We start from the raw sequence: 13,843 nt of genomic DNA, 5'->3' as shown, positions 1-13,843 counted from the left end.
GCAGTATTGACGGATTATCACGCCGCCTGTATATATCCTCTAGAAAAGAGCCATATTGGCAACAGTGTCGGGGGCTTCTACTGGGTTATGGGGCTGGGCCGGTGGATTCTGAACAATCTATCGCCGACTCCGAGCGCTACGAGGTAGTGCTGCTCAGTGAGCAGGAGCCGAAATCGTGTCCCACTCCAAGCCACTGCCCGTCCCAACGGGTCTTGTCGAAAACCCGCACGCGTTTTTGCGTCGGGGTCACCTTCTGACACTCTGCAGTATTTCAGACGAGACGTTAACAAACCGCATTCGCACTGGCGTCTTTCCACCGCCCGATGCCTTTGACGGACCTATTCCGCTCTGGCTGACAACCAGTTACCGGAACTGGCAGGCAGGAATCGTCGCGAGGTCCGTTGCCGCCCGAGCGGTGGAAATCGCACGCAAGCTGGAGAATTGCCCACCGCATCGTCGCGCCGAGCTCCAACGTGAAGCGCGACTGCTCCACATACAAGCGCAACGGATTGACCGCGCGATTGCCAAGGGCGAGCCGATCCGGCTGCATTGCGACTAGTCCCTCCGTTGCTGTCACGGAGAGCGGACGGCCAACAAGGACGCGTAGCATAAATCGCTAGTTGAACCTTAGTCCAAGCGGGCAGACCAACCGTCGCGCCAGCGAAAACGCTCGTTGGCAAATTGATGGCAAAGCCTAGCCGCGCCCTTGGGCGAAATCGATGAAACCCTTGTAGATAAAGGATTTAAGCCATAGAGTAGTGGTTGGCGTGCAGAACCACTACAACCTCGTCAATCGCGCCGACGACGCCTTCGTCGACGCGCTCGCCGCGCGCGGCATCGCGTGGGTGCCGTTCTTTCCGCTCGGCGGTTTCACGCCGATCCAGTCGACGGCGCTCTCGACCCTCGCGCAATCGCTCGACGCCACGCCGATGAGCGTCGCGCTCGCCTGGCTGCTGCACCGCGCGCCGAATATCCTGCTGATTCCGGGTACGTCGTCGCGAGCGCATCTGCGCGAAAACCTGCGCGCGCAGGACCTCGAACTGAGCGCGGAGGTGCTCGCGCAACTCGATGCGATCGGCAAAACGTCTGCGTGAATCGCCAGCACTGATCGTATGAATTGAGGCGACCCGCGTGAGCCTGCACGCGGGAATGCGCCTTGCGTGAGACCGGGTTTGGCGCGATGGCGGCGCGAAACCGGAGAAGCGGCGATGAACAGGCTGCGGAACAGGACGAGGACGACCAGCGCTATGGCGATACTGGGCGCCTGCGTAATTTCACTCGGATACGCACTCGATGCCCAGGCTGCCGGTCCATTCGACGGCACCTGGAACGTCACGCTCAATTGCGAGACCGCGCCCGATAAAGCATTTAGTTATACCTGGCAATTCCCCGCCACCGTGGTCCAAGGCGTGCTGCATGGCGAGCATGGCGTGAAGGATCGCGGCGGCTGGCTCACGCTCGATGGCAAGATCGAGCCCGACGGTTCCTCCACGCTCACGGCGAATGGGCTGACGAATTCGCCCGCGTATGCCGTCGGCCATCCGGATCCGCGCACGCCTTACACGTATGAAGTGAGCGCGCATTTCGACGCCGCTTCGGGCAGCGGCCAGCGTACGACCACGCGGCACTGCGATTTTGTTTTCGTGAAGCAGTGAGCGCGAGTGAACCGGTCGATCGAAGATTACGCAACGTTTACACAACGGTCGCACATCGATCGCGCATAAAAAAACCGCGGTCCGAAGACCGCGGCTCATGAGCGCTTGTCACTCCCGGTTGCCGTGAATCACTGCGCATCGGAGCGCATCACGGCAGAAACATCGCCGCGCTGATTCAGGTTTGCGAATCCGTGGCGGGCGCGCCGCCGTCGTCGGCCTGCTTTTCGTCCTGCTTCTCGTCTTCCTTCTTTTCGACCATGTTCTCGAGCGCCCCCGCGCCTTCGAAGCCCGCGACCGCGGCGGCCGCCTTGGTCAGAAAGCCCGCGTCCGGATCGACCTTCTCGGCCGCTTCCACCGCGGCTACCGCGCCAGCCACTTCACCCAATTTGTCCAGAATGCCCATTTGACCCCTCCGGTTTGCTCGATTGCCGATGACTGCTTTCCATCCCTGCTGCCTGCCTGTCGAGGCGCGGGCCGCACACGGACACCGTTGCCGCCGCACCTTTCTCCCATTGCTCGCACCGCGCGCGTAGCGCGTCGGCGTTGATGCATTCTGGGCGCGACCGACTGACAGAGCAATCATAAATCTCCTTGTTTAACAATGGTTAACGGTTAAATCTGCAGACAAATATTGATCCTCGCCAAAGCCCTGCCTATACTGGTTTCGTCTCCTCCATGTCTCTATCGACGTGGTTCAAGCCCGCCTTCATCGCGGGCTTTTTTCTTTTGCGGCCCCGGAATCGGACAGATCCCGGCCAGATGGCCGGTCGCAGCGGACTCGCGCGGACTGGCATAATCGACGTTTCGCCTACTTTTTTCTTACGTCCGCCGTCGCAATGAACCTGCATACCTGGTGGCTTTTCCTCGCCACGGTCTTCGTCGTCTGTGCCATCCCCGGTCCCAACATGCTGCTGATCATGTCGCACGGCGCCCAGTACGGCCTGCGCCGCACCAGCGCGACCATGGGCGGCTGCCTGTCCGCACTCGTCCTGATGCTCGCGGTTTCCGCCGCCGGACTCGGCGTGTTCCTGCAGGCGTGGCCGACGATGTTCAACGTGCTGCGCTTCATCGGCGCGGCCTATCTCGTGTATCTGGGCGTGAAGGCCTGGGGCGCGCCCGTCGAAGAACACGCCGCCAGCGACGCCGAAGCCGAGACGCTCGCCGCCCGCCCGGCGCGCTCGCCCGCGACGCTGTTCCGCAATGGCTTCCTCGTCGCCAGCAGCAATCCGAAGGCGATCCTGTTCGCCGCCGCGCTGCTGCCGCAGTTCATCGACGCGAGCCGCCCGACGCTGCCGCAGTTCGGCGTGCTGGTCGCGACTTTCGCGGTCTGCGAAGTGAGCTGGTATCTCGTCTATGCGGGCTTCGGCACGCGCATCGGCGCGACGCTCAAGAGCCGCCGCGTGGCAAAGGCGTTCAATCGCGTGACGGGCGGCGTGTTCGTCGGCTTCGGCGCGATGATGGCGTTGATGCGGCAGTGAGGTTTTGGGGGTGGTGGATTTGATGCGGGTTTAGCTGGTTGCCCGATACGCCGGACGATCCCAGTCCAGTTTCGCAGCCATATGCCAAACCATTTCCCAAAAGAGCGGAAAGCGATCTGCCTCGTGGAATTTGCAGAGGTCATATAAGGCAGCATTGCGTCGATGCTTCGCCCTATCACCGCAATCAAATACACGACAAAACAGTCGTCATGCCCGAAAAGAAACTCCGTGGTATTGCTCGTCGGCTTCGCGCTATCAGACAGTGGCCGGAAAGACTCTCGCGCGTCATGCCTCACGACGTCTGGACATCGGACGAGCGTTACTGGAACTGGAAGATCCCAGTAGCTTCCAGTCTTGTCCAGGGGCGTTGCGCTACCAACGCGACGCGTCGCGCGTGCGCACAAGGCCTCATAGACGCAACCGCGCTGCTTCTCGCCCAAAAACCCGACGACGCCAGATCGATACGCGTGCTTTGCGCAATTTGCCTTCCGGACATGTTCGCGAGTGAGGTATGCATTTACCTCAAGGAAGACTACTTCAACGCTCACCTCAGCGAGCAAATCAATATTTTTGGGGAAAGACGAGTCATACGCGACCGGAAATTATCCAGCGAATGGGAACTGTCACTGCCATTGGGCATGTCCGAATTGGGCGTTACTGTCACGGTCATTGACGACGATGATCGCCCGTACACGTATGAATGCTGGTACTTTGGCGAAGTGCGATGAAACGTAAGCGCAGGCAGGACGCGTGCATTGCCAGTCTGCGAGTGACCGTTATGACAACGCCCCGCCCCACCCCTCAAACCGTCACCACAATCTTCCCGAACTGCCCATTCGTTTCCAGATAGCGATGCACCTCCGCAATCTCGTCGAATGAAAACGTACGATCGATGACCGGCTTGAGCGCGCCGCTTTCCAGGCCTTTGCGCACGAATTCCACCGCTGCGTTGCGGCGCGCCGGATCACCGCTCGTCAACCAGATGTTGTGCGCCTTCACCGACACCATTTTGGCGATCATCTCCAGCACGGGCAGCGTGGTCTCGCGTTCATCGAGCGCACCGTAGAGATACGCGATGCCCTGAAACGACAGCGTCGAAATCAGCTTCGCGAAGTTCGGCCCGGCGACCGGATCGAACACGACACGCGCGCCCTTGCCGCCCGTGATCCGCATGATCTCGTCGACAAGTTCCGTTTCATCGGTCACGACCACATGCGCGGCGCCCGCATCGAGCAACGATTGCCGCTTGCCGGCGCTGCGCGTCAACGCAATCGACGTCGCGCCGGCCATATTCGCGATCTGGATCGCGGCCAGTCCCACGCTGCTCGATGCGGCGGGCACCACGACGAAATCGCCATCGGTGACCTTCGCATCCTCGATCAGCGCGCCATAGGCGGTGACGAACATCATCCACACCGATGCGGCCTCGGCGAACGACAACGACTCCGGTTGCCGCGTGATGGCATAAGCCGGCACCACGATCACTTCGCCGTACGTGAAGTACTGATTCATCGAGAATGACGGAATGACATTGACCTTGTCGCCGGGCGCGAAACCGCTAACGTCCGCACCCACGGCATCGACGACGCCCGCCGCTTCGTAGCCCAGCCCCGCGGGAAATTTCACGGGCTCGATGTACTGATCGTTGCGCCACATCGATTCGGCGCGATTGATGCCGATGGCTTTCACCTTGATGCGAACTTCATCGGGCTTGGGGTCGCGCACCGGTTCGTCCACGTACTGAAGTACGTCCGGGCCGCCTGCAGTTTCGAATCTGACTGTTCGGGACATGACTGGCTCCTGCATCGATTGATCGTTGAATACCGCGCGATTCACGCGGCCGTTTCCGTCTGCTGCGCCGCTTGATAAGCGGGGAAATCCGAATAATGCTTTTCGTCGCCGCCCCAGAATGCCGCGCGAACATAAGGCGTCAGCGGCAGCTTGTGCTTGAGTCGATAAGGCAGATCCGGATTCGACGAAAAGTGGCGGCCGAATGCAACGAGGTCCGCGTCGCCTGACGCAACGATCGCTTCCGCGCTTTCGCCGTCGAAGCCGCCGGCCGCGATGATCGGCCCGGAGAAATGTTCGCGAAGGTATTTCGCCGCGACCGGCGCGTGCCCTTCGTGCAGCGTGTCGTCGCCCTTGATGCGCGGTTCGATCACGTGCAGATATGCAATCTTGTACGCGTCGAGCACGCGGGCAACATGACTGAACGTCGCTTCCGGATCGCTATCGGAAATGTCGCCCCACTCGCCGGACGGCGAGATGCGCACGCCCACGCGGTCCGCGCCCCACACCGAAATCAGCGCTTCGACCGCCTCGCGCAGAAAGCGCACGCGATTTTCGATCGGGCCGCCATAAGCGTCCGTACGCTTGTTGCTGCCGTCCTGGATGAACTGATCGACGAGATAGCCGTTCGCGCCGTGCAGTTCCACACCGTCGAATCCCGCATCGAGCGCGCGCTGCGCGGCGACGCGAAACTCTTCGATGACACCCGGAATTTCCTCGATCGCCAACGCACGATGCGGCGAGACCGGCACGAAGCCGTCCTTCGTGAGCGCCACGCCTTCGAACGGCACGACCGAGGGCGCAACGGGCGCGACACCGCCGGTCATCTCGACGTGGCTTTGACGTCCGCCGTGAATCAGTTGCATGAAGACCCGGCCGCCTCTGGCGTGAACCGCATTCGCGATCGCTTTCCAGCCTTCGACCTGGCCGTCGTGATAGAAACTCGCCGCGCCGAGATACGAGCGCGCAACCATCGAAATGCTCACGCCTTCGACGATTTCGAGGCCGCCTTCGGACGCGCGCTGACCGTAGAAGTCGGCCATCATCGGACTCGGAATATCTCCGGGCTGAATGGTGCGCAGACGCGTCATGGGTGCCAGAACGACGCGATGCGAGAGCGCATAGGCGCCGAGCTTTTTCGGGGTGAACAAGTGTGCCATGGTCTTTCCTTGAGAGTTGCGAAGGTTGCGGCGCGCAATTCGTGGGGATCGACTCCAGGCATGGGGCACCGGAAAAACTGTCCGGTCCTCGGTGGAGCGCATTCGTCGCGTCGCCGTCTGATGGTCAATCTAGCGATTCGCGGCAAGAAAATGAAAGACCTTCCAGGCTGGGATGCATGCCTGCGAGGCATGGCCCGGTATCGACCTATTTGCGGATCTGGTCGATCCGCGACAGGAAGAGTTCGAGCGTGGGCGAACGATTGGTGCGGTTGTAGCCGACCACCAGTTCGATCGTCGGCGGCTCGCCTTTGAGCGGGCGGCTCGTCACCGACCAGGGCAGAAAGTTTTCCGCGTAAGCGGGCAGCAACGCCACGCCTCTCGTCGACGCAATCAGCGACATCGCCATCGTCAGATTGTGGACGCGGTAAGCGGGCTCGATGTCGAGGTCGTTCTCGGCCAGATACATTTCGATGGCGCGGCGCATCGGACCCGCCACATCCGACCCGCCGATAAACGTCTCGCTCGCCAGTTCGCGAACATCGATCTTTTTCTGCGCGGTGAGCCGATGGTCGCTCGGCATGACGACGACGAACGGTTCGCGCGCGACCGTCACGTATTCGACATCCGGCCGATTCGGTTCGGCGCGCATGAACGCCACGTCGAGCCGTCCGGTTGCGAGCCCTTCCGCGAGATCCGGGGAATGCTCGCTCGATACCGCCATTTCGATATTCTGCAAATCGCCCGCGAGCACGCGGCTCGCTTCGGCGAGCCAGGTGACTTCCTGACCGCTCAGAAAGCCCACGGCAAACACCGGTTTGAACGGCCTCGCGGCCCGGCGCGCAGCGTCGCGCGCCGCGTCGACCTGCGCGAGCGCGAGGCGTGCGTGATCGAGGAAAGCGCGGCCCGCATGGGTCAACTCGATCCCACGCGCGCTACGCACCAGCAGCTGCGCACCGACCTGATACTCGAGATCGCGAATCTGGCGGCTCAGTGGAGGCTGGGACGTATGCAACCGTCTTTCTGCCGCGACCGTCAAGCTGCCCTCTTCGGCGACGGCGATGAAATAGCGGAGGTGTCGCAGTTCCATGTTTTCAGTCATGCCCCGGAAGTATGACGCCCAGCTTATAAAGTATTTTTCGCGTCGGCAAGCGCCGTCTATCTTTCGCTTCGAACAGCAATGCGCCGATGAATCGCGCGCGGAGAAAGGAGAGGCGATGCAGACGCTCACCGGCAAGACGGCCGTCGTCACAGGCGCGTCGCGTGGCAGCGGCCGAGCGGCAGCGCTCGCGCTTGCGAAAGCCGGCGCTCAGGTCATTGTTCACTATCGTCAAAGCGCGGATCAAGCGCAGGCACTCGTGGCCGATATCCGCGCGATGGGCAGCCGCTCAGACGCGATTGCCGCCGACCTGGCGTCTCCGGACGGACCGCATCGGCTGGCTCGACGCGTTCGCGCGATCGTGGGCGAGCGTCTCGACATTCTCGTCGCGAATGCGGGCATTCACGCGCACAGCGCCGCTGGCGACTCGACTGTCGACGACTTCACGCGGCAGTTCGCGCTCGACGTGCGTGCACCGTATTTTCTCGTCCAGCAGCTACTTCCGATCATGTGCAAAGGCAGCAGCGTCGTGTTTCTCCTGCCGTGCACGGCGCAGGCGGCGGCGAAGCGTGGGCCGGCCGATGCCGCCGAATCCGCCGTTACCGGCGCAGTGCAAACGATGTCTCGCCACTTCGCGCACGCGCTTGGCGAACGCGGTGTGCGTGTCAACGCGATTTCGCTCGCGCCCGAAGGACATGAGCACGTCGTCACGTTCCTCGCATCGGACGTCGCGCGCTGGATCACCGGTGCATCCACGCCAGGCGATCACCGCTGACCGTTGCCCGAAGAACACGTGTTCATCGCGCCATGCCTGCCAGGCATGCCCCACTACCCAGAAAGTCTTTTATTCCGTGATTCGCAGCGCCTACATTGAGATCCAGCAGACCACGCACTCGCGAACATGCCAGGCACAACGGCAATACCCGCCCAACCTGAATGACGGTTTTCACTACTGAAAGGATTGCAGCCATGAACCACGATTTCCACCGGACCGCGCCCACGCAATATGTCGAAGCGAACGGCATCCGCTTTGCCTACCGCCGCTTCGGCCGTCCGCAAGGCGTGCCGCTCGTGATGAACATTCACTTCACCGGCACGATGGATCACTGGGATCCGGCCGTGACCAACGGACTCGCCGAAGGTCGCGAAGTGATTCTCTTCAACAACGCCGGAATTTCCAGCAGTTCGGGCACGGTTCCGGAGTACATCGAAGCCATGGCGGCGAACGCGGCCGCCTTCATCGATGCGCTGGGATTGAAACAGGTCGACGTGCTCGGCTTTTCGATGGGCGGACTCATCGCGCAAGAGCTGGCGATTTCGCGGCCTCAACTCGTGCGCCGATTGATCCTCGTCGGTACGGGTCCGCGTTCTGGCGAAGGCATGGCGTCGCTGACGCCGGAGGCCGCGGAAATTTTCAGCGCGCACTACGACGAGCCCGATCATCTCTGGTTGCGCGTGCACTTCGCGCCCAGCGAGACGAGCCAGGCAGCCGGACGCGCGTTCCTTCAACGCTTCCGCCAGCGCAAGGAAAATCGCGATCCCGAAGCGAACGATTCGGTCGCGCCCGCGCAACTCGCGGCGCTCGCGAAATGGGGTGCGCAGCGCGAACAACCGTACGCCTATCTGGAGTCGATTACTCAGCCGACGCTGGTCGTGAATGGCGACAACGACGTGATCATCTACTCGATCAACTCGTGGATCCTGCAGCAGCATATTCCCGACGCTCAGCTGATTCTCTACCCGGACGCGAATCACGGATCGCTCTATCAGTATCCCGAGCGCTTCGTGACGCACGTCGCGCAGTTTCTTGCCGAATCCCCGGCGCGCGTTTAATCACCAACGCAGCCGCACGCCTGTTCATCATCACTTCAGGAGTTTCATCATGTCTGATCTGAATGGAAAAACCGCGCTGGTCACCGGCGCGTCGCGCGGAATCGGCCGCGCCATTGCGCTCGCGCTCGCCAAACAAGGCGCGAAAGTGCTGGTTCATTTCGGCAGCGCAGAAAACGCTGCCGACGACGTCGTGGCGACGATCCGTGCCACCGGCGGTCGCGCCGACAAGATCGCAGCCGATCTGCGCGACGCGCACGGCCCGCATGAACTGGCCAAAAAGGTTCGCGAACTCGTCGACGGCCGGCTGGACATTCTCGTCGCCAACGCGGGCATTTCGAAGGCATCGAGCATCGAAGAAACGACTGTCGAGGACTTCGACAACCTCTTCGCCGTGAATGTGCGTGCGCCCTATTTCCTCGTGCAGCAGTTGCTGCCCTTGCTCGGCGATAACAGCAGCGTAGTGCTGCTTTCATCACTCGCGGCGCGCGCCTCGGTCAACAACCTGTCGGCCTATGCGGCGACCAAAGGCGCGATCGATACGCTCGTGCGCCACTTCGCGTCGACGCTGGGCGAACGCGGCATCCGCGTGAATGCGATTGCGCCGGGCATCGTCGAAACCGATATGTCGAATTTCGCCAGGACCGACGCGGGACGCCAATTCGCGCTCGGCATGCAGGCGCTCAAGCGTGTGGCGCAACCGGAGGACATTGCCGGAGCCGCCGTGTTTCTGGCCTCCGACGACGCGCGCTGGGTGACGGGCGACACGCTGCGCGTGGACGGCGGCTCAAGACTGTGAGCGTCTGAAAAGCCCGGACACGCGAACGCGACGTGCAAAGAATGTGTCGTACCATGTGCCGCAGTGCGCGGGCAGATTATGCAGGCGGCGCGCACCCTGTCGTAAGCACTACTCGACGAACTAGCACTCGTCCGTGAAGCTGACTCAGGAGGGCATGGCCATGGCATCAGGAAAAATGCGCGGCGTGACGACTGCAAACCTGCGGTACTCCTGCTTCTGCGACAAGGCGCTGGCGCAGTATGCGAACCGGCGCATCGGCGCGGATCTGGCGCGCCGCGGTTTCCTCGCGGACATGGCCGCTGCAATGCTCGCCACCGTCGTGCCCGAATTCGCGCTGGCGCAGGGCAACGCCAGCCCGCCGGCGTCATCGCCTGCAACGACCTTTACGAACTTCCGGCTGTTCGACGGCAAGTCGGCTTCGCTCGTCGACGGGATGTATCTTATCGTTGAGGGCAACCGGATTTCAAAGCTCGAACGAGGCCAGCCGCCCGCATCCGGCTCGGCGAAGCATGTGGATTGCGCCGGCAAGGTGATCATGCCGGGGCTCATCGATATGCACTGGCACACCTTGCTTGCAGCGGTACCGATCCAGACTATCCTGCAGGCAGACATGAGCTTCCTGTTTCTCGCTGCCGGCGCTGAAGCTCAGCGTACCCTGTTGCGCGGCTTCACGACCGTTCGCGATGCGGGCGGCCCGGCTTTCGCGCTCAAGCAGGCCATCGACACGGGGCTGATTAGCGGCCCGCGCATCTACCCATCCGGCGCGATGATCACCACGACGGGTGGGCATGGCGACTTCCGTCTTCTGACCGATATACCGCGCACGACGGGCCAGATCAGCGCGGTGGAGCGAACCGGTGGAAGCGCGATTGCCGACACCGCCGACGAAGTGCGTTTGCGCGTGCGCGAGCAGTTCATGCAGGGCGCCACGCAGATCAAGATGGTCGGATGCGGTGGCGTATCCACGCCGCGCAGCCCGCTCGACATGCTGACATTCACCGAACCGCAGCTGCGAGCGGCCGTCGAAACGGCGGCGGACTGGGGCACGTATGTGCTCGTGCATGCGTACACGCCCGAAGCGGTGCAACGATCGCTTGCCGCCGGCGTTCAGTGCATCGAGCATGGCCATCTCATCGACGAGCGCACCGCCGAATCCATGGCGAAGAACGGTACCTGGTTAAGCACGCAGCCCTTCCTGACCGAAGAAGACGTTGCCCCGCTGCCGCCCTCGGGCAGAGAGAAATTCATGGAAGTCACCGCGGGGACGGACAATACGTACAAGCTCGCCCGCAAGCACGGACTCAAGGTCGCATTCGGGACGGACCTGATTTTTTCGCAGGCCCTCGCGATGCGTCAGGGCACCATGGTCGCGCATCTCACGCGCTGGTATTCCGGTGCGCAAACGCTTCGCATGGCGACGTCGACGAACGGCGAGTTGCTCGCGATGTCGGGTAAGCGCAATCCTTATCCGGCCAAACTCGGGGTCATTGAACCTGGAGCGTGGGCCGATCTTCTCGTCGTCGATGGCGACCCGCTGCAAGACATCGCCCTTCTAGCGGATCCGGACCGGAATCTGAAAATGGTCATGAAGGACGGACGCATCTATAAAGACACGCTGTAGCTGAGACGCTGCACCGAAGTTTCGGCACCCGCTGAATGTCGCCATCTTCCGTATATCGCATTGAATCAATCACCACGTCAGCATGCCATTCGCAGACTACGCACGACGGAGGTAAAGATCATGACGACACTCACAGCGAAGCTGAAGCACGAATTCATGAAAGTGCTGCCGCCTACCGTGTTCTTTTTCGTCATTCTTCACATCGTGGTCATCGTGCGCTCGCTGATGGTTCTCGGGACCGGTGTGTCGATACCCACGTCCGCTTCCGTGCTGGTCGCGTCGCTTATCCTGGGCAAAGCGGTACTGCTCGCCGACATGTTGCCATTCATCAACCGGTTTCCGGACAAGCCATTAATCTGGAACGTCGCGTGGAAGACGCTGATGTACGCCGTGGTCGCAACCGTTATCCACTACCTGGAAAGACTGTTCGAAGCCTGGCGAGAAACGCACAGCGTCCTCCAGGCTAACGCGCACCTGCTCGCGGAGATGAACTGGCCGCGCTTCTGGGGTTTGCAGATCATGCTCGTGACGCTGATTTTCAACTATTGCGTCATAGCCGAACTCGCACGGGTGATCGGGCGCAAAAAGCTCTCGTCGATTTTCTTCGGCCCGATTCCTCAACACGCCGAATAGCGCGCGTGCTGGACAGATTGAAAGAACGTGCGCACGATTGCGATTGTTCGACACTTCCTAGATGCGGAAATCCGCCGCCATGTCTTCGTCGCTTCGCGCTTCCAGTCTTCCCGAGCGGCATGCGTTCATAAATGCCTTGTAGTCGGCTTCGTTCTGCGCCGCGCAGGCCATTGCGTAATCCGTTAGCGCTTTCGCCATGCGATCGCCGCTGCCGAGATAGGCGGCGATTTCAATCGCCTTCCCGCTTGCCTTCGCGTGAGCGCGCGCCAGCGCCCAACCGCAAATCCGCGCATAGCCTTGCATGATGGTCGCGTTCATCCGCTCGACTTCCGCCGATACCTTCATATCGCGCAGTTGCCGGAAATAAAAATTCCGCCCGGCTGGCCCCGATGTCCAGCCAAGAAACGAGTCGCTCGCCGCTTGCAGCAGGCGCTGACCCACCACGACGCGCTGCCCCTGATGATCGTGGCCTTTGGCCTCGAAATATCGGGCGATTACCGAAGGACGGGCTTCCTTGACTTGCAGGAACAACGGCGTGCCATGGCTATCGACAAACAACATCACGAGGCAGAACGTGCCGACACTTCCCACGCCCACGACCTTGAACGCAATATCGTGAAGTTCGTACTGGTCGATCAACAGGCGGCGGTCGGCCGGCAGCGTGTCGAGGTAAGTGTCGAACGCCCGCGCAAGTTTGCCTTGCCATGCCTCGGTGTCAGCCCAGTTGCTCTCCTTGCCGAGCAGTGAATTGGGCCCTGCGGGATGGAACAGCGCAGGCGGAGCGTCCTGAATCGTCCATCTTCCGTTTTGCTGTGTCGCCATCCTCGCAAGCACGCTTTCGTGGGTGCGCGTTGCCGCCTTTTTGGACGTCTTCGCGAGAAGGCTGCGCCCCTCTTCGGTTCTCGCCAACTCCATCATGCGTTCGAAGCTGATGATTTCGTGCCATAAATCCAGAGAGCTGTATTCCGAGTATTCGCGCATGCGCTCCGCGTACTCGTGAACCGCGCTCCACACGAATTCGCCAATCGGACCGCGCCCGAAGCCCATATGCTCGCCCGCGACCGCAAAACTGCCAACGAGCCGCTTCAGGTCCCACTCCCACGGTCCCGGCGCAACCTCGTCGAAGTCGTTCAGGTCGAACACCAGTTGTCGCTCGGGCGTCGCGAAGCCACCAAAGTTCATGAGGTGTGCGTCGCCGCAAATGGGGAAAGCGATGCCTGAATCGACCGTGCCCGCAAGGTCGTGGGCCTGAATGATTGCCGTGCCTCTAAAGAACGTGAATGGCGAAAGTGACATTCGGCCATAGCGCAAAGGGACGAGCGCCTCGACCCGGCCCGCGCTGCTGGCTTCGAGCAGTTCGATTGGATCGCGTTTCGTATTCCCGATCTCCGCGTGACGGGACCGCTTCGCGCGTTCGCGCGCCTGCCGACCCACTGCTCGTCTCTCTGCAAGGATCTGTGTGGCCGCCATTTGCTCACCTCGCCCGGTTACATCGCCCAACGCACGAGAAGCGATTTCCTCGCGCGAACGCTCACGTCTTCCGACTCAATCTGACGATGCAAACGAGTCTAGCATCGCATCGTTCGCAGTACTTTTCTATTTGACGTGACGGCATAGCTTCCGGATTTCACAGGACGCTTTCAATTAAAAGTATTTAATCAAACATTTACTATTAAACCCGCCCTGCTCTGCGCAGGATCGCGTCGCTCAAAAGGATTAATGGATATTATCAATTACGGTTCATCTCAGTTCTTTTAAACCATAAAGTTATTAAACAACTGGA

General features: G+C 61.2%; 14 protein-coding genes and 1 pseudogene. 10 read left to right on the top strand and 5 right to left on the bottom strand.

Features of this window, described 5'->3' with window-relative positions; all coding sequences use genetic code 11:
• The first annotated feature begins 175 nt into the window (after window positions 1-175).
• From G3N97_RS07065 to G3N97_RS07055, 3 genes and pseudogenes are all read left to right on the top strand, one after another.
• The gene (locus tag G3N97_RS07065) at window positions 176-559 is read left to right on the top strand and encodes a hypothetical protein (protein WP_205992580.1); all 384 of its coding nucleotides are present in this window, start codon (window positions 176-178) and stop codon (window positions 557-559) included.
• Window positions 560-758: 199 nt separating this feature from the next.
• Window positions 759-1,094: pseudogene (locus tag G3N97_RS07060) on the top strand (aldo/keto reductase); the annotation flags it as partial.
• A gap of 153 nt (window positions 1,095-1,247) precedes the next feature.
• Window positions 1,248-1,655, top strand: coding sequence for a hypothetical protein (locus tag G3N97_RS07055; RefSeq protein WP_205992579.1), 408 nt, complete (start codon window positions 1,248-1,250; stop codon window positions 1,653-1,655).
• Window positions 1,656-1,830: 175 nt separating this feature from the next.
• On the opposite strand, the gene G3N97_RS07050 is transcribed toward G3N97_RS07055, so the two are convergent.
• Window positions 1,831-2,058 carry a hypothetical protein gene (locus G3N97_RS07050; protein ID WP_205992578.1) on the bottom strand — a complete coding sequence of 76 codons (228 nt, stop codon included), beginning with the start codon at window positions 2,056-2,058 and terminating at the stop codon, window positions 1,831-1,833.
• Window positions 2,059-2,491: 433 nt separating this feature from the next.
• Here G3N97_RS07050 and G3N97_RS07045 point away from each other — a divergent pair, with 433 nt between their 5' ends.
• Together G3N97_RS07045 and G3N97_RS07040 are read left to right on the top strand one after the other, a co-directional pair.
• Window positions 2,492-3,133, top strand: a complete 642-nt coding sequence (locus tag G3N97_RS07045) for a LysE family translocator (protein ID WP_176080267.1) — start codon at window positions 2,492-2,494, stop codon at window positions 3,131-3,133.
• 209 nt (window positions 3,134-3,342) lie between these two features.
• Window positions 3,343-3,861 carry a DUF3916 domain-containing protein gene (locus tag G3N97_RS07040; protein WP_241030439.1) on the top strand — a complete coding sequence of 173 codons (519 nt, stop codon included), beginning with the start codon at window positions 3,343-3,345 and terminating at the stop codon, window positions 3,859-3,861.
• A 73-nt stretch (window positions 3,862-3,934) separates the two neighbouring features.
• Here G3N97_RS07040 and G3N97_RS07035 read toward each other — a convergent pair whose 3' ends face one another.
• The 3 genes from G3N97_RS07035 to G3N97_RS07025 all read right to left on the bottom strand — a co-directional run bounded on the left by G3N97_RS07035 (window position 3,935) and on the right by G3N97_RS07025 (window position 7,168).
• Complete coding sequence (locus G3N97_RS07035; RefSeq protein ID WP_205992577.1) at window positions 3,935-4,924, bottom strand: zinc-dependent alcohol dehydrogenase family protein; 990 nt, start codon at window positions 4,922-4,924, stop codon at window positions 3,935-3,937.
• Between the two features lie 41 nt (window positions 4,925-4,965).
• A complete protein-coding gene (locus G3N97_RS07030; RefSeq protein ID WP_205992576.1) occupies window positions 4,966-6,081 on the bottom strand; it encodes an alkene reductase in 1,116 nt (371 codons plus the stop codon).
• Window positions 6,082-6,286: 205 nt separating this feature from the next.
• Window positions 6,287-7,168, bottom strand: coding sequence for a LysR family transcriptional regulator (locus G3N97_RS07025; protein WP_205992575.1), 882 nt, complete (start codon window positions 7,166-7,168; stop codon window positions 6,287-6,289).
• A 127-nt stretch (window positions 7,169-7,295) separates the two neighbouring features.
• On the opposite strand from G3N97_RS07025, the gene G3N97_RS07020 reads away from it, so the two are divergent.
• From G3N97_RS07020 to G3N97_RS07000, 5 genes are all read left to right on the top strand, one after another.
• A complete protein-coding gene (locus tag G3N97_RS07020; protein WP_205992574.1) occupies window positions 7,296-7,952 on the top strand; it encodes an SDR family NAD(P)-dependent oxidoreductase in 657 nt (218 codons plus the stop codon).
• Between the two features lie 194 nt (window positions 7,953-8,146).
• Window positions 8,147-9,010 (top strand): alpha/beta hydrolase, encoded by an 864-nt coding sequence (locus G3N97_RS07015; protein WP_205992572.1) that lies wholly within the window; start codon window positions 8,147-8,149, stop codon window positions 9,008-9,010.
• A gap of 49 nt (window positions 9,011-9,059) precedes the next feature.
• Complete coding sequence (locus tag G3N97_RS07010) at window positions 9,060-9,806, top strand: SDR family oxidoreductase (protein ID WP_205992570.1); 747 nt, start codon at window positions 9,060-9,062, stop codon at window positions 9,804-9,806.
• Between the two features lie 133 nt (window positions 9,807-9,939).
• Complete coding sequence (locus G3N97_RS07005; protein ID WP_346778032.1) at window positions 9,940-11,427, top strand: amidohydrolase family protein; 1,488 nt, start codon at window positions 9,940-9,942, stop codon at window positions 11,425-11,427.
• A gap of 120 nt (window positions 11,428-11,547) precedes the next feature.
• Window positions 11,548-12,060, top strand: a complete 513-nt coding sequence (locus tag G3N97_RS07000; protein ID WP_205992568.1) for a hypothetical protein — start codon at window positions 11,548-11,550, stop codon at window positions 12,058-12,060.
• A gap of 57 nt (window positions 12,061-12,117) precedes the next feature.
• Here G3N97_RS07000 and G3N97_RS06995 read toward each other — a convergent pair whose 3' ends face one another.
• Window positions 12,118-13,530 carry a DUF2252 domain-containing protein gene (locus G3N97_RS06995; RefSeq protein WP_205992566.1) on the bottom strand — a complete coding sequence of 471 codons (1,413 nt, stop codon included), beginning with the start codon at window positions 13,528-13,530 and terminating at the stop codon, window positions 12,118-12,120.
• Between the last annotated feature and the right edge of the window lie 313 nt (window positions 13,531-13,843).

Source organism: Paraburkholderia sp. Ac-20347, assembly GCF_017104805.1.
Taxonomy (GTDB): Bacteria; Pseudomonadota; Gammaproteobacteria; order Burkholderiales; family Burkholderiaceae; genus Paraburkholderia; species Paraburkholderia tropica.
Note: the sequence above shows the minus strand (reverse complement) of the source record. Positions and strands in the feature narration are given on the sequence as shown.

What these genes read in the sequence shown, in the direction of transcription:
- G3N97_RS07000 (WP_205992568.1), top strand. Translation starts at nt 11,548, where the DNA reads ATGACGACACTCACAGCGAAGCTGAAGCACGAATTCATGAAAGTGCTG.
- G3N97_RS07055 (WP_205992579.1), top strand. Translation starts at nt 1,248, where the DNA reads ATGGCGATACTGGGCGCCTGCGTAATTTCACTCGGATACGCACTCGAT.
- G3N97_RS07030 (WP_205992576.1), bottom strand. Translation starts at nt 6,081, where the DNA reads ATGGCACACTTGTTCACCCCGAAAAAGCTCGGCGCCTATGCGCTCTCG.
- G3N97_RS07010 (WP_205992570.1), top strand. Translation starts at nt 9,060, where the DNA reads ATGTCTGATCTGAATGGAAAAACCGCGCTGGTCACCGGCGCGTCGCGC.
- G3N97_RS07045 (WP_176080267.1), top strand. Translation starts at nt 2,492, where the DNA reads ATGAACCTGCATACCTGGTGGCTTTTCCTCGCCACGGTCTTCGTCGTC.
- G3N97_RS07040 (WP_241030439.1), top strand. Translation starts at nt 3,343, where the DNA reads ATGCCCGAAAAGAAACTCCGTGGTATTGCTCGTCGGCTTCGCGCTATC.
- G3N97_RS07015 (WP_205992572.1), top strand. Translation starts at nt 8,147, where the DNA reads ATGAACCACGATTTCCACCGGACCGCGCCCACGCAATATGTCGAAGCG.
- G3N97_RS07020 (WP_205992574.1), top strand. Translation starts at nt 7,296, where the DNA reads ATGCAGACGCTCACCGGCAAGACGGCCGTCGTCACAGGCGCGTCGCGT.
- G3N97_RS07035 (WP_205992577.1), bottom strand. Translation starts at nt 4,924, where the DNA reads ATGTCCCGAACAGTCAGATTCGAAACTGCAGGCGGCCCGGACGTACTT.
- G3N97_RS07025 (WP_205992575.1), bottom strand. Translation starts at nt 7,168, where the DNA reads ATGGAACTGCGACACCTCCGCTATTTCATCGCCGTCGCCGAAGAGGGC.
- G3N97_RS06995 (WP_205992566.1), bottom strand. Translation starts at nt 13,530, where the DNA reads ATGGCGGCCACACAGATCCTTGCAGAGAGACGAGCAGTGGGTCGGCAG.
- G3N97_RS07050 (WP_205992578.1), bottom strand. Translation starts at nt 2,058, where the DNA reads ATGGGCATTCTGGACAAATTGGGTGAAGTGGCTGGCGCGGTAGCCGCG.